The following is a 13,892-nucleotide window of genomic DNA, read 5'->3' as shown; positions in this document are numbered from 1 at the left end:
GAAAAAAGGGACAGGGTGTATGTGATGACATTGCACGTAATCAGCCGCTATATGGATCAGCCGACACAGAAAATGATGGAAACGTTGATCAAAAGAAAGCACAAATATGAGGGCTTTGCTAAGCAGTGCAAAAGATGGCAATGGACAGCCCTATTGTCGCTGGCGATTCTTTTGTTTTATTTTGTAATAACGGCAAATAAGGGAGGCTCTCTTCAGCCGGAAGCGATGATTGCAACACTGCTTGGTCATGAGATCTTTCTATTTTGGATAATGGCTGAGGTGTTTGCTTTTTACGCATCTTATTACTATAAGAAAAAAGAGGAAAAGGCTGAGGATGAATATCATCGGCTTAGATGTGAGATTATACAAAAAAGCACAGACTTATGGCCGCAATCAGACCAGTGGAAAGAGCGTGAAGCGGTTTTTCACTATATGCAGAAGCAATATGACATTAATCTCTATTATGAAAGTAAATAAATGTGTAAAAAGACGTTTTAATAGTTGAAACGTCTTTTTTCATTCAAGAGTCTTATGAACGAAACATATGCAAGGGAGCCATTTATGATGAAATATGCCATCGGATTTACTGCCGCCATTGCGGCTGTTACAACAGGTGTGTGTGTAACGGCAAAAATGGTGAAAACGGCAAAACAAAACAACATCAAAAAGCATTACTTTACAATAGAAGCGCTTCAATCAGATCGACCAGCAGTGATTTTCTTTATTTCTGATACACACCGGCGTCTTATTAGTGACTCATTATTAGCAGAAGTCACACAAGAAGAACCAGATGTCATTATGGTAGGAGGGGACTTAGCAGAAAAAGGTGTACCCTACGCCAGGATTGAAGAAAATGTGAAACGTTTATCAAGAATTGCGCCCGTTTATTTTGTTTGGGGAAATAATGATCATGAGCTGCACCAGCAGAAGTTTAAAGAGATACTTCATGCATATGATGTCACGACTCTGCAAAATGAAACGGCTGTGTGGGATTTCGAAGGCCAGCCAATCAAAGTTGGAGGTATCGATGATATTCGGCTTGAAAAGGCGGATTATGAAGCGATACGGCCTGAGTTTGTGAAAGATGAAGTGAATATTCTCTTATCACACAACCCAGATGTACATCATTTGATGAGTGAAGAAGAGGGAATCGACCTTGTTCTGAGCGGTCATACGCATGGAGGTCAGATCCGAATCGGAAAATTTGGTCCGTATGAAAAAGGAAGAACAGGTCAGGTCAAAGGCGCGTTTTTTCTCATTAGTAATGGCTATGGAACAACAAAGATTCCAATGCGTCTCGGGGCAGAACCAGAAACCCATCTGATCTATTTAATGCCTGTAAAAACGCGATGACTTGCTGCACCCTCAATATTTTCCATAAAAGTCACCGTAAGCATAGCTTCATGCTTGTCTTCCGTCTTGACACAGTGTAAACTGAATACAAAATTAAGAACCTATGACTCATCATCTCATATACTACAGTATGATGTGTGTTTAGAAGAGGCAGGAGGGAACGTTATGCGACTGGAGCGTCTGAATTATAATAAAATCAAAATTTTTCTCACACTAGATGACCTGACAGACCGGGGTCTTACGAAAGAAGACCTTTGGAAAGATTCGTTCAAAGTCCATCAGCTGTTTAAAGACATGATGAACGAGGCGAATCAGGAGCTCGGTTTTGAAGCGAGTGGACCGATTGCTGTTGAAGTATTTTCTCTTCAGGCGCAGGGGATGGTCGTCATTGTCACAAAGAGTCAGCAGGAAGATGCTGATGATGATGAGTTTGATGAAGATTACATTGAGATGCAAGTCAAGCTCGACGAGAGTAATCATGTGCTCTATCAATTTGCCTCGTTTGAAGATGTGATTCAACTGTCCCATAGTTTAAGTCGTATTGGACTTTTAGGGGGTACAGTTTACCATTATGAAGGTCAATATTTTCTCAGCCTAGATGATTTTGAAGAACTGTCAGCTGATACAGTCATTTCCATTTTAGCGGAGTTTGGTTCTCCTACGACATTAACGATTCATCGGCTAAAAGAATATGGAAAAGTGATCATGCAAGATGATGCAGTGAAAACGATTCAAATGTATTTTTAATCACTTTTTTCTATTATATTTAATACTGTTGTGATGAAACAACAGTATTTTTTATATTCTTTTTTATATTTATAAACGCTGATATTTTATTTTGATAAAAAACGTTTTTTACCTTTGCTTTACCAGTACGAAGGTGTATACTATTGCTTGAAAGGGAGCAGTAGATCATGAAAGATTTCTAGGGGGTTTATTTTAATGGCAGCCGATCAAAACGCCGCTCATAACGCAGAAGATAAGCTAGATGTTTTAAAGTCAACTCAAACCGTCATACATAAAGCGCTAGACAAATTAGGGTATCCGCAAGAAGTGTATGAATTGCTGAAGGAGCCAATTCGTCTATTAACGGTCAAAATTCCAGTACGGATGGATGATGGATCAGTGAAAATTTTCACTGGTTACCGCGCACAGCACAATGATGCTGTCGGACCGACAAAAGGCGGCATTCGTTTCCACCCAAACGTTACTGAAAAAGAAGTAAAAGCGCTTTCAATTTGGATGAGTTTAAAATGTGGTATTGTGGATCTTCCTTATGGCGGAGGAAAAGGCGGTATTATCTGTGATCCAAGAGAAATGTCATTTAGAGAGCTTGAAAAACTAAGCCGCGGCTATGTTCGCGCAATCAGTCAAATCGTTGGTCCAACAAAAGATGTACCAGCACCAGATGTGTTTACAAACTCTCAAATTATGGCATGGATGATGGACGAATATTCTAGAATTGATGAATTTAACTCGCCAGGATTTATTACAGGAAAACCAATTGTTCTTGGAGGGTCACACGGACGTGATACTGCAACAGCAAAAGGTGTGACGATCTGCATCAAAGAAGCGGCGAAGAAAAAAGGAATTGACATCAACGGGGCTCGTGTTGTCGTACAGGGATTCGGAAATGCAGGAAGCTACTTGGCTAAATTCATGTATGATGCCGGAGCAAAAATCGTAGGGATTTCAGATGCTTACGGCGGATTATACGATGAAGATGGTCTTGATATTGACTACTTGCTAGACCGGCGCGACAGCTTTGGAACCGTGACTAAATTATTTAACGATACCATTACAAACCAAGAGCTGCTTGAGCTTGATTGTGATATCTTAGTACCTGCAGCCATTGAGAACCAAATCACTGAAGATAACGCGGCAAACATTAAAGCCAAAATTGTCGTAGAAGCAGCAAATGGTCCAACGACACTTGAAGGAACAAAAATTCTTTCAGATCGTGGAGTACTGCTTGTCCCAGACGTACTTGCGAGTGCGGGTGGTGTAACGGTTTCTTACTTTGAATGGGTGCAGAATAACCAAGGGTTCTACTGGACTGAAGAGGAAGTCGAAACTCGTTTAGAAGATATGATGGTGAAATCATTTAATAATATTTATGAAATGGCGCAAAACCGCCGCATCGATATGCGTCTTGCTGCATATATGGTCGGCGTACGTAAAATGGCTGAAGCTTCTCGATTCAGAGGCTGGATTTAAGCGGCTTATTTGCATCGCGCCTTAAAATCTCCTATCCTTAAATAGGAGATTTTTTTATGGAATGGAACAAATCATCAAACAGCTAGCAGTTGTTATTGTATTGAAACGACAGGAGTGGAACAAATGAAACAAGAAAAAGCGATCATAATAGGAGGCGGCCCATGCGGGCTATCAGCTGCCATCGCGTTCAAGCAAATCGGAATTGATGCACTTGTCATTGAAAAGGGGAATGTCGTTAACAGTATTTATCATTACCCAACACATCAAACCTTTTTCAGTACAAGTGAAAAGCTTGAGATTGGTGATGTCGCTTTTATTACTGAAAATCGCAAGCCCGTTCGTATCCAGGCGCTTTCTTATTACCGAGAAGTAGTCAGACGAAAAAGCCTGCGTGTGCATGCCTTTGAAAAAGTAACCGCTGTGACGAAAAAAGATGGCTGTTTTACCGTGAGCACATCAAAAGACGACTATTCATGTGATTATGTCGTGATTGCTACTGGTTACTATGATCATCCAAACTATATGAACGTCAAAGGAGAAGACCTTCCTCATGTGTATCATTATTTTAAAGAAGGACACCCATACTTTGATAAAGATGTGACGGTGATCGGCGGGAAAAACTCAAGTGTCGATGCAGCGCTAGAACTTGTGAAATGCGGAAGCAGAGTCACTGTGCTGTATCGAGGAACTGAATATTCGTCTAGCATCAAACCTTGGATTTTACCAGAGTTTGAAGCGCTTGTGCGGAATGGAACCATCCGAATGGAGTTTGGAGCGCAGGTGAAGGAAATCACAGAAGAAGAGGTGATTTTTACAAACCAGCAAGATCAAACGGAGCGAGTGAAAAGTGATTATGTTTTTGCCATGACAGGCTATCATCCAGATCATTCTTTCTTAGAAAAAATGGGTGTGACAATTGATCAAGAATCAGGCCGTCCAGCATTTGATGAACAGACGATGGAGACAAACGTAGAAGGTATTTTCATTGCAGGAGTCATTGCAGCTGGAAATAATGCCAATGAAATTTTCATTGAAAATGGAAGGTTTCATGGGGGGCTTATTGCAGAAGAAATCAACAAAAGAATGAACGGATAAAAAAAGAACTGGATCCTTCTGAGGGATTCGGTTCTTTTTGATATAAAATGGGATTATATAGAAGAATATTTTCATAAAAATGGGCTCGAGTCATATAAAAAAAGGGTAAATCATGGTACGATAATGAAGGATAATGTAGGGAAAGAGGTCTGGTTATGATCGCAATCATCTCAGCAGGTTTAGCTCCCGGCATCGCACTTTTAAGTTATTTTTATTTGAAAGATCAGTACGACAATGAGCCGGTTCACATGGTCATCAGATCTTTTATGCTAGGCGTTATACTTGTGTTTCCAACCATGTTTATTCAATATGTCCTTCAAGAGGAGCATATTGCAACGAACCCTATCTTGATTTCATTTGTGACGTCAGGTTTTTTAGAAGAATCTTTAAAATGGTTTATTTTAATGGTCAGCGTCTATGCGCATGCCCAGTTTGACGAACACTATGATGGGATTGTATATGGAACAAGTGTCTCACTTGGTTTCGCAACACTTGAAAATATTCTTTACTTGGTCGGGCATGGGGTTGAATATGCGTTCACCCGTGCTTTATTACCCGTCTCAAGTCACGCTTTATTCGGTGTTGTGATGGGGTTTTATATTGGGAAAGCCCGTTTCTCTGCAAAAAAAGAGCAAGTGAAATGGTTGATCCTATCTTTAACGCTCCCAGTACTTTTTCACGGCTTATATGATTTTATTCTTCTTGGCATGAGAAATTGGGGATATATTATGCTGCCATTCATGATTTTTTTATGGTGGTTTGGCCTGCGGAAAGCAAAAAAGGCTCGTTCCGTGAAAATGGTGCAAATTTAATGTGGAAAACGTCCTATCAGTTGATAGGGCGTTTTTTTTGTCTTTTCATCCAATTCACTCCTGTGATGAATGTATAAAAATAGGGATCGGAAGAAATATATATTCAAACATCAAAAGTACAGGAGGATCAAATATGGACAAAGCTCGTTTCATGAAACAAATCGTCCTTATCTTCTCAATCGTTCTACTCGCAGCTTCACTGATGTCAGCTGAAAAAAGTGAAGCCTTCACCAGTCAAGTCATCCAGCGAGGTGCAACAGGAGAAGATGTAGTCGAGCTGCAAGCACGGCTCCAATATAATGGCTTTTACAATGGCAAAATTGATGGTGTATATGGCTGGGGGACGTACTGGGCCGTTCGCAACTTTCAAAGCCAATATGGTGTAAAGAAGGTCGATGGACTTGTAGGTAAACAAACAAAAAGCCTATTAGTTCAAAAGACAAAATACTATAAAGACTTTGTTCAGCAGCAGCTGCAAAAGGGGAATGAGTTTACCCATTATGGCGGGAAACCTCTTGATCAGCAAACAAAAGCTTCTGCGAAAAGAAGCTCACAAAAAAAGACAGCTCAAGGGGCAAAAGAGAATCAAAAAAGTCAAAGCGGAGGAAGCGGGACATCTGGAAAGACTGGGAATCAGTCAGGCAATCAGCAAGCAAACCAAACACCGAAACAAACGGCAGCCAACATGCCAGGTGGTTTTTCTAGTAATGATATTCAGCTCTTATCACAAGCTGTTTATAGCGAAGCAAGAGGCGAGCCGTATGAAGGTCAGGTGGCGATCGCTGCCGTTATCTTAAATCGATTGAACAACCCGACTTTTCCAAATACGATCGCAGGTGTTATTTTTGAACCGCTTGCATTTACAGCTGTGGCGGATGGTCAATTTTATATGTCGCCAAATGACACTGCTAAAAAGGCTGTGTTTGATGCCATTAACGGCTGGGACCCGTCTGAGAGCGCCGTCTATTACTTTAATCCTGATACAGCAACCAGTCCATGGATTTGGGGAAGACCACAAATTAAACGAATCGGGAAACATATTTTCTGCGAATAAAAAGAGGTGTAAATAAATGATCAGAGGAATATTGATTGCCATTTTAGGAATTGCTGTCATCTCAACAGGTTATTGGGGCTATAAAGAGCATCAAGAAAAAGACGCAGTGCTGCTGCACGCAGAGAACAACTATCAAAGGGCTTTTCACGATTTAACATACCAAGTGGATCAGCTGCACGACAAACTTGGGGCAACGCTTGCGATGAACAGCCAAACGTCGATTTCACCAGCACTTGCAGATGTATGGAGAATGTCATCAGAAGCACATAACAATGTGAGTCAGCTTCCGCTCACATTAATGCCTTTTAACAAAACAGAAGAATTTTTGGCGAATGTCGGAGACTTTAGCTACAAATCATCAGTCAAATCCTTATCAGATGAACCATTAAACAAAAATACGCACAAAACCATTACGTCTTTATATCATCAAGCGGCTGATATCCAAAACGAACTGAGACAAGTACAGCACCTTGTCCTCAATAAAAATTTAAAATGGATGGATGTTGAAATGGCGCTTGCTGATGGCGACCGAAAGAATGATAACACCATCATTGACGGGTTGAAAACAGTCGAGAGAAATGCAGATGCATTTGCGGATGTCAATCTCGGTCCGACAAATGTGTCGACAGAATCAGAAACACATGGCTACAATCATTTAAAAGGGAAAAAGATCTCAAAGAAAGAAGCGATACGCATTGCCCAGCAATTCGCACCTGATCATAATCAACATTTTAAGGTCAGAAAAAGCGGAAGCAAAACCAATCGAGATGTGTACAGCTTATCGATGTCAGATCCTGATAGTAAAGCGAATTTCTATTTAGACTTGACTGAAAAAGGAGGGCACCCAGTCTACCTTCTTCAAAATCGAGACGTAAAAAAACAGAAAATCAGTTTAAATGATGCATCAGAAAAAGCACTCAGCTTCTTAAAGAAGCAAGGATTTGATGCAGAGTCGTTCCATTTAGATGAAAGCGCGCAATTTGATAATATCGGTGTATTTACCTATGTACCTCTTCAAAAAAATGTACTGCTTTATCCAGATAGTATACGCATGAAGGTCGCATTAGATGATGGTGAGGTGGTTGGATTTTCAGCGAAAGACTATTTAACGAATCATAAAACAAGAGACATAAAAGCACCTAAAATCTCACAAAAAGAAGCGAAGAAAACATTGAATCAGCATGTAAAAATCGAAGATTCTCATGTAGCGATTGTTCAAAATGATATGTCAGAGGAAGTTTTGTGCTATGAGTTCCTCGGAACTATTAAGAACGATACGTACCGAATGTTCATTAATGCGGATACTGGAAAAGAAGAACGAGTAGATAAACTAAAAAACGCAGAACCTATATATAAAGACCTATAGAAAAGGAAGCGAGGTAAAGGCGACTAAGCCTTTTCCTTTTGTTTTATACATGGTTTAATATAGGAGAGGATATGATTTCACAGATGAAAAGAGTGATGAGGAATGTTACAAATAGGGGATGCAATCACAATTGAATACGTCAATGAGAACAAAGAAGTGAAAATTGCAAAATCGAAAGTTTTGGAAAATAATAACGATGATATTTGCATTAATTATCCAGCTGATAAAGAAACGGGCCGCACGATCTATTTAAACCAGCAAACAGAAATCACCGTTTTCTTTTTCGATGAAAATCAAATTCCATACAAATGTACAAGCGAAGTCATCGGAAAGAGGAAAGAAGATATTCCGATGATTGTCATTTCCATTCCGCCAAAAGAAGAAATGATTCGGCTTCAGCGCAGAGAATACCTGAGAGTCGATACAATGGTCAAAGCGGCGATCACGCAAACGGATGAAGAAGCCTTTGACACGTTTATTGTCAATATGAGTGCTGGCGGCTTAGCAATTGCTGTTCCTGAAGGTGTCTCATTGAAAGAATACGGAGAAGTGGTCACAGAGTTTGAACTTCCGCTGAAAGAGCCTGTGGAAATTAAAGCGGTTGCAGAGATGAATCGAGTATATCAAGATGAGCAGACTGGCAAAACAAGAGCGATCATGGAGTTTTCTGAGATTACAAATGACCACCAGCAGCACATTATGAAGTACTGCTTCCAGCAGCAGCTTTTAACACGGGTAAAAAAAGCATAAGAATAAAGGATGTTAAAAGCTTCCATACTAGAGGTGAAAGAATCTAGCGTGGAGGCTTTTTGTATGAAGACAATGGAAAGATGGTTATTGAAAGCGGTGCTCATTCAGCTTGTCTTATTATTAGCCGTTCAGATCACACTTCATTTGACAAAAGGAGAACTCTTTTTGTCAAAAGTCGTGCAATACGAGGGTGTAAATAACATGAGCATTGAAGATTGGATCGAAACGTTTAAGCAGAAGGATTGATAGAAAATTCCCCCGTTTGAGCGGTGATCGTGTTACAATTCATAAGGGAGATTCAATCAAGGAGAGGTATTATGAAAAAGAAATTATCTATCGCAATTGACGGTCCTGCTGCAGCAGGAAAAAGCACTGTGGCAAAAATTGTCGCAGCAAAAAAATCATATATCTATATCGATACAGGTGCCATGTACCGCGCGATTACACTTGCGGCACTTAATCATGGTGTAGACCTTGAGGACGAAACAGCACTTGATGCATTACTAAAAAAAACTGTGATTGATCTGGTCTCAACGGACGAGGGTCAAAAAGTTCATCTAGACAATACCGATGTCACAGAGGATATTCGCACAGACCGCGTGAGCAACCAAGTATCGGTTGTCGCAAAGCACAGAGCTGTTCGGGAAGAAATGGTCCGCAGGCAGCAAGAGCTTGGTCAAAAAGGCGGTGTCGTTATGGACGGAAGAGACATAGGTACGCACGTTCTTCCAGATGCCGAAGTGAAAATTTTCTTGCTTGCATCAGTAGAAGAAAGAGCAAAACGCCGTTTTGAAGAGAATCAGAAAAAAGGCTACGATGTCAATTACGATCAGCTGATCGAAGAGATTGCAAGACGTGACAAACTTGATTCTGAGCGCGAAGTTTCGCCACTTAAGAAAGCGGATGACGCCATTGAAATTGACACAACTTCTCTTTCCATTCAAGAGGTAGCAGGTAAAATTTTAGATGCAGCAGACCGCGTGGAGAAACAGTAAGAAATTTTAGAAAACTTTAATAAGTTAGAGGTTTATCTCTTGACAAACAAGGTCTTTTATTAGAAGTTTATACTAATACTATTTTTATTGATCATTCAAGCAATTATATTGATTTGAATGTTTCTTTAATACATATTCGGCTGGTAATCATCATGCTTAAGACACATATTCGCCCAGTCGTTTTAACTAAGCTGTGTAGGTTTGGACCAAGGAGGTTATCGAAATGACAGAGGAAATGAATCAAATCGATGTTCAGGTACCAGAGGTTGGAGATGTAGTGAAAGGGATTGTTTCTAAAGTTGAGGACAAGCATGTCAATGTAGATATCGTCAATGTGAAACAGCCTGGGATCATCCCAATCAGTGAATTATCAAGTCTTCACGTTGAAAAAGCATCAGATGTCGTGAAAGATGGCGACGAGTTAGAGCTTAAAGTAACAAAAGTCGAAGACGATGCTTTGATTTTATCGAAACGTGCTGTTGATGCAGACCGCGCTTGGGAAGACCTAGAGAAAAAGTTTGAGACAAAAGAAGTATTTGAAGCTGAAGTAAAAGACGTTGTAAAAGGTGGTCTTGTCGTAGATATTGGTGTGCGTGGATTTATTCCTGCATCTCTTGTAGAAGCGCACTATGTAGAGGACTTCTCAGACTACAAAGGTAAAACACTCTCACTTGTCGTGGTCGAACTTGACCGCGAAAAAAATCGTGTGATTCTCTCGCACCGTGCAGTAGTGGAGCAAGAGCAATTAGACAAAAAGCAAGACTTCCTGCAAAAGCTTGAAGTAGGCAGTGTGATTGATGGTAAAGTGCAGCGCCTTACTGATTTTGGTGCATTTGTAGACATTGGCGGCATTGATGGATTGGTTCACATTTCTCAACTATCCCATGCGCATGTTGAAAAGCCATCTGACGTAGTGGAAGAAGGCCAGGAAGTCCAGGTCAAAGTACTTGCTGTTGATCGTGATAACGAACGTATCTCACTATCTATTAAAGAAACATTACCAGGACCTTGGAGCCAGATTGGCGAAAAGGTAAAACAAGGTGATGTGCTTGAAGGAACTGTTCAACGTCTTGTGAGCTTTGGTGCATTTGTTGAAATTCTGCCAGGCGTCGAAGGACTTGTGCATATTTCCCAAATCTCTCATAAACATATCGGTACGCCGCATGAAGTCCTTGAAGAAGGGCAGACTGTGAAAGTGAAAGTGCTTGATGTGAATGAAGATGAAGAGCGCATTTCATTAAGCATCCGTGATTTAGAAGAAAATCCTGAAAAACAAATCGAAGAGAATTATCGTCAATATCAGGCGAAAGAAGAAAACACAAGCGGATTCCAGCTTGGTGACCTGATCGGCGATAAGCTTAATAAATTAAAATAATTTGGTGATCAAAATTGACGAGAGCAGAAAGAAAGAAGCAGCATATTGAACATGCCTTGTCCACTGGACAGCATGCAGCAACAGGTTTAAAAGATGTTTCCTTCGTTCACGTCGGTCTACCAGATCTTGCGACATCACAAATTGATACACATACGACAATTGGCGGACTGACTTTCGGTTCGCCAATTTTTATCAATGCAATGACTGGCGGGGGCGGAAAGTCGACCTATGAGATCAACCGCTCTTTATCGATCGCAGCGAAGGAAACGAATATTCCGGTGGCAGTTGGATCACAAATGGCTGCACTGAAAGATAAAGAAGAAAGACGTACGTATGAAGTTGTTCGAAAAGTCAATCCTGATGGAATTGTGTTTGCGAACTTAGGCAGTGAAGCATCGATTAAGCAAGCGGAGGAAGCAGTCGAGATGCTGGAGGCCAATTTGCTCCAGATTCATTTAAATGTGATCCAAGAGATCGTCATGCCTGAAGGAGACCGTGATTTCAGGGGGGCGCTTGAGCGCATCGCAGCCATCGCTGAATCAGTTGGTGTGCCTGTTGTCGTAAAAGAAGTCGGATTTGGCATGAGCAAGGAAACGGCAAAAAAGTTATTTCATGCTGGAGTTGCGGCCGTTGATGTAGGAGGATTTGGTGGTACGAACTTTTCAAAGATCGAAAATCTTCGCCGCCAAAAAGCGCTTCATTATTTTGACCAGTGGGGGATTCCAACAGCAGCGAGTCTTGCTGAAGTACATACAAGTTTTCCAGATCAAACGGTTTTAGCCTCCGGAGGTATACAAGACGCCCTTGATGTAACAAAATCAATTGCTCTTGGCGCATCCGCTGCTGGTCTAGCTGGCTTTTTCTTAAAATCACTGACTGGCGGAGGGGAGAGCGGCATCATCGCTGATATCATAGATCTTCAAGAAGATGTGAAGATGATGATGACAGTGCTTGGCGTGAAGACCATTGAAGAACTGAGAAAAACCCAGGTTGTCATTTCCGGGGAAACAAGTCATTGGCTCAAAGAAAGAGGCATCGACACAACGTACTATAGTTTAAGATCAAAGAAGAAAAAGGACTAAAATCAAGTTTAGCCCCTAAACATCTAAGGCATGTGGTCATCACATGCCTTTTTTTATTGATTTCTTCTTCGTGCGCTATCTGGACCTTCTAATGCTGTTGCCCCTTTATGATGAATGGATTGATCACGGTCAGATTCCACTCTTTTTGATGCCTTTAAGCGTTTTTCCTGTCTATCTTTTCCCATCATGCATCCCTCCTCAATTATTAGGGTGTCACCTCTTGTTTATTTCATACAATGTTCAAAGTGATCCCTTACGTTTAAAAATTGGGGATTTTCCCATAATGTAATTGAGGTGATGAGACGTTGGAGGCTTTGTACTATTATTGGTCCATATGGTTCGTTTGGATTATGGTGACATTTATTATGGAAAAAAGCTCATGGCGCAGTATGCTAGGCGTTTGTGTCCTCGTCCATATTATATGTAGTCATTTCATGGTATCCATGTTTGATATGAGCCTCAATGCGGGGTACTTGATGACCTTTTTATATGCATGTGCAGGTTTCGTTATATTCCGGTCTGGCCATCAAATGATGAGAATCATGCAATTAGGCTCTATGGTGAGCGCATATGCCTTTTTTATGATTTTTGCATTATATGACCCGGTTTGGTTCACGCTAATAAAAGTGGATTGGGTCGTATTTGCCTTGCTGATCTTGATGTCTTTGACATATGGACATCATTTCACAGAACGAGTCACCCTATGGATGATGTCTGTATGTCTTGGCGAAGCCCTTTATGCGCTGACGATTCACCGCCTGACATCATCGATTGTCATAGGAGATCTCTCTTTTCTGTCCCTTGTTGTTCAAGGGTCCATCTTCCTATTAGGTGTCGATCAGCTTGAAAAGCTCTTGAACGCCCGTTCATCAAGAAAACCAGTAAAAGGGGCTGCAAAATCAACATGACGGATTATACGTTTCCTGTGATTATTGGTGTCATCTTTGGGATGGCGGCCAGACTTTATATGTTAAGAACAGATTACCGGCAATACCCCACGTATATTCATGGACAAGTGATTCATATTGCGCTTGGTTTTATCGCTTCAGGACTTGGTGCGATCATTATGCCTGCACTCATTCAGGAGGAATTTACGGCGATTACCTTTCTCACGCTGGCGGCCACACAATTCCGAGACGTCCGCAATATGGAAAGAAATACGTTAACTCAAATGGATTCATATGAGCTAGTCTCAAGAGGCAGTACATATATAGAAGGCATTGCCATTGCCTTTGAAAGCCGGAATTATATTGCGATTCTCACGGCACTGATTACGACCACAGCCTGTATTTTCTTCTCGCTCGTTATTGGGACAGTGGTCGGTATTCTTTGTTTTTTCTTGGCAAAGCTATTAATGTCTGGCAGCCAATTAAAGGATATTGTCAATATACAAAAAGGAGAGCTTCGCTTTGATGGGGCAGGGCTTTATGTGAATGATATTTACATCATGAATATCGGACTGCCCGAAAAGCAAAAGCTCATTTTAGAGCATGGGATGGGCTTTATTTTGACGCCGAAAAATTTCAACTCAGCCACAACGATTGCCAATCTTGGGCAGCGGCAAGCCATTTTATTTGATTTATCCAACGTACTTGGTGTGTATCGCGACTCTGGTGAACCATCGCTCTGTCCGCTCGCAAAACGTGATCTAAATAACGGCACACTTGGCGTGTTCATTTTACCGCAATGGTATCGTGAAGATTTGGCTGTCCGTGTATTGGAAGAAGTGCCTATTTTAGAAAATGCCATCAGAATGCCGACAGAGTTCATAAAAAAGAAAGTGAGGTAATAGA

16 protein-coding genes are annotated in these 13,892 nt (G+C 41.0%); 15 read left to right on the top strand and 1 reads right to left on the bottom strand.

Annotated features, from left to right (window positions below; all coding sequences use genetic code 11):
• Nucleotides 1–24 precede the first annotated feature (24 nt).
• The 13 genes from ACP7A0_RS04160 (at nt 25) to fni (ending at nt 12,099) form a co-directional block, all read left to right on the top strand.
• Entirely contained in the window at nt 25–477 is a 453-nt protein-coding gene (locus ACP7A0_RS04160; RefSeq protein ID WP_060596753.1) for a DUF2663 family protein, read from the top strand.
• Between the two features lie 87 nt (nt 478–564).
• Nucleotides 565–1,353 (top strand): metallophosphoesterase, encoded by a 789-nt coding sequence (locus tag ACP7A0_RS04155; protein WP_034661982.1) that lies wholly within the window; start codon nt 565–567, stop codon nt 1,351–1,353.
• Nucleotides 1,354–1,518: 165 nt separating this feature from the next.
• A complete protein-coding gene (locus ACP7A0_RS04150) occupies nt 1,519–2,100 on the top strand; it encodes a genetic competence negative regulator (protein WP_034661102.1) in 582 nt (193 codons plus the stop codon).
• 195 nt (nt 2,101–2,295) lie between these two features.
• On the top strand, nt 2,296–3,570 hold the full coding sequence (locus ACP7A0_RS04145; protein WP_007500982.1) for a Glu/Leu/Phe/Val family dehydrogenase: 1,275 nt from the start codon (nt 2,296–2,298) through the stop codon (nt 3,568–3,570).
• A gap of 123 nt (nt 3,571–3,693) precedes the next feature.
• On the top strand, nt 3,694–4,665 hold the full coding sequence (locus tag ACP7A0_RS04140) for a YpdA family putative bacillithiol disulfide reductase (protein ID WP_034661101.1): 972 nt from the start codon (nt 3,694–3,696) through the stop codon (nt 4,663–4,665).
• A 155-nt stretch (nt 4,666–4,820) separates the two neighbouring features.
• Nucleotides 4,821–5,477 carry a glutamic-type intramembrane protease PrsW gene (gene prsW / locus ACP7A0_RS04135; RefSeq protein WP_060596752.1) on the top strand — a complete coding sequence of 219 codons (657 nt, stop codon included), beginning with the start codon at nt 4,821–4,823 and terminating at the stop codon, nt 5,475–5,477.
• 133 nt (nt 5,478–5,610) lie between these two features.
• Nucleotides 5,611–6,531 carry a spore cortex-lytic enzyme gene (gene sleB / locus ACP7A0_RS04130; RefSeq protein WP_060596751.1) on the top strand — a complete coding sequence of 307 codons (921 nt, stop codon included), beginning with the start codon at nt 5,611–5,613 and terminating at the stop codon, nt 6,529–6,531.
• Nucleotides 6,532–6,547: 16 nt separating this feature from the next.
• On the top strand, nt 6,548–7,897 hold the full coding sequence (gene ypeB / locus ACP7A0_RS04125; protein WP_106039213.1) for a germination protein YpeB: 1,350 nt from the start codon (nt 6,548–6,550) through the stop codon (nt 7,895–7,897).
• A gap of 102 nt (nt 7,898–7,999) precedes the next feature.
• A complete protein-coding gene (locus ACP7A0_RS04120) occupies nt 8,000–8,647 on the top strand; it encodes a flagellar brake protein (protein ID WP_426004340.1) in 648 nt (215 codons plus the stop codon).
• A 63-nt stretch (nt 8,648–8,710) separates the two neighbouring features.
• A complete protein-coding gene (locus ACP7A0_RS04115; RefSeq protein WP_034661090.1) occupies nt 8,711–8,893 on the top strand; it encodes a YpfB family protein in 183 nt (60 codons plus the stop codon).
• A gap of 71 nt (nt 8,894–8,964) precedes the next feature.
• Nucleotides 8,965–9,642, top strand: coding sequence for a (d)CMP kinase (cmk, locus tag ACP7A0_RS04110; protein WP_034661088.1), 678 nt, complete (start codon nt 8,965–8,967; stop codon nt 9,640–9,642).
• A 223-nt stretch (nt 9,643–9,865) separates the two neighbouring features.
• The gene (gene rpsA, locus ACP7A0_RS04105) at nt 9,866–11,017 is read left to right on the top strand and encodes a 30S ribosomal protein S1 (RefSeq protein WP_003215529.1); all 1,152 of its coding nucleotides are present in this window, start codon (nt 9,866–9,868) and stop codon (nt 11,015–11,017) included.
• Nucleotides 11,018–11,031: 14 nt separating this feature from the next.
• Entirely contained in the window at nt 11,032–12,099 is a 1,068-nt protein-coding gene (gene fni, locus ACP7A0_RS04100) for a type 2 isopentenyl-diphosphate Delta-isomerase (protein ID WP_426004337.1), read from the top strand.
• Between the two features lie 53 nt (nt 12,100–12,152).
• Here the strand turns inward: fni and ACP7A0_RS04095 are convergent, their stop codons facing one another.
• The gene (locus ACP7A0_RS04095) at nt 12,153–12,284 is read right to left on the bottom strand and encodes a YpzI family protein (protein WP_066030721.1); all 132 of its coding nucleotides are present in this window, start codon (nt 12,282–12,284) and stop codon (nt 12,153–12,155) included.
• A 120-nt stretch (nt 12,285–12,404) separates the two neighbouring features.
• Between ACP7A0_RS04095 and ACP7A0_RS04090 the strand changes: the two genes are divergently transcribed.
• Nucleotides 12,405–13,007: a YphA family membrane protein gene (locus ACP7A0_RS04090; RefSeq protein ID WP_223249886.1), complete on the top strand. Its 603-nt coding sequence runs from the start codon at nt 12,405–12,407 to the stop codon at nt 13,005–13,007.
• Nucleotides 13,004–13,888, top strand: coding sequence for a YIEGIA family protein (locus ACP7A0_RS04085; RefSeq protein WP_034661083.1), 885 nt, complete (start codon nt 13,004–13,006; stop codon nt 13,886–13,888). The genes ACP7A0_RS04090 and ACP7A0_RS04085 overlap by 4 nt, the downstream gene beginning before the upstream one ends.
• The last annotated feature ends 4 nt before the right edge of the window (nt 13,889–13,892 follow it).

Source organism: Bacillus sp. DWP3-1 (assembly GCF_049896565.1).
Lineage (GTDB): Bacteria > Bacillota > Bacilli > Bacillales > Bacillaceae > Bacillus.
Note: the sequence above shows the minus strand (reverse complement) of the source record. Positions and strands in the feature narration are given on the sequence as shown.

Bases quoted from the DNA above. Each gene is read 5' to 3' on its own strand.
- ACP7A0_RS04160 (WP_060596753.1), top strand. From the start codon at position 25: ATGACATTGCACGTAATCAGCCGCTATATGGATCAGCCGACACAGAAA.
- ACP7A0_RS04155 (WP_034661982.1), top strand. From the start codon at position 565: ATGAAATATGCCATCGGATTTACTGCCGCCATTGCGGCTGTTACAACA.
- ACP7A0_RS04150 (WP_034661102.1), top strand. From the start codon at position 1,519: ATGCGACTGGAGCGTCTGAATTATAATAAAATCAAAATTTTTCTCACA.
- ACP7A0_RS04145 (WP_007500982.1), top strand. From the start codon at position 2,296: ATGGCAGCCGATCAAAACGCCGCTCATAACGCAGAAGATAAGCTAGAT.
- ACP7A0_RS04140 (WP_034661101.1), top strand. From the start codon at position 3,694: ATGAAACAAGAAAAAGCGATCATAATAGGAGGCGGCCCATGCGGGCTA.
- prsW (WP_060596752.1), top strand. From the start codon at position 4,821: ATGATCGCAATCATCTCAGCAGGTTTAGCTCCCGGCATCGCACTTTTA.
- sleB (WP_060596751.1), top strand. From the start codon at position 5,611: ATGGACAAAGCTCGTTTCATGAAACAAATCGTCCTTATCTTCTCAATC.
- ypeB (WP_106039213.1), top strand. From the start codon at position 6,548: ATGATCAGAGGAATATTGATTGCCATTTTAGGAATTGCTGTCATCTCA.
- ACP7A0_RS04120 (WP_426004340.1), top strand. From the start codon at position 8,000: ATGTTACAAATAGGGGATGCAATCACAATTGAATACGTCAATGAGAAC.
- ACP7A0_RS04115 (WP_034661090.1), top strand. From the start codon at position 8,711: ATGAAGACAATGGAAAGATGGTTATTGAAAGCGGTGCTCATTCAGCTT.
- cmk (WP_034661088.1), top strand. From the start codon at position 8,965: ATGAAAAAGAAATTATCTATCGCAATTGACGGTCCTGCTGCAGCAGGA.
- rpsA (WP_003215529.1), top strand. From the start codon at position 9,866: ATGACAGAGGAAATGAATCAAATCGATGTTCAGGTACCAGAGGTTGGA.
- ACP7A0_RS04095 (WP_066030721.1), bottom strand. From the start codon at position 12,284: ATGGGAAAAGATAGACAGGAAAAACGCTTAAAGGCATCAAAAAGAGTG.
- ACP7A0_RS04085 (WP_034661083.1), top strand. From the start codon at position 13,004: ATGACGGATTATACGTTTCCTGTGATTATTGGTGTCATCTTTGGGATG.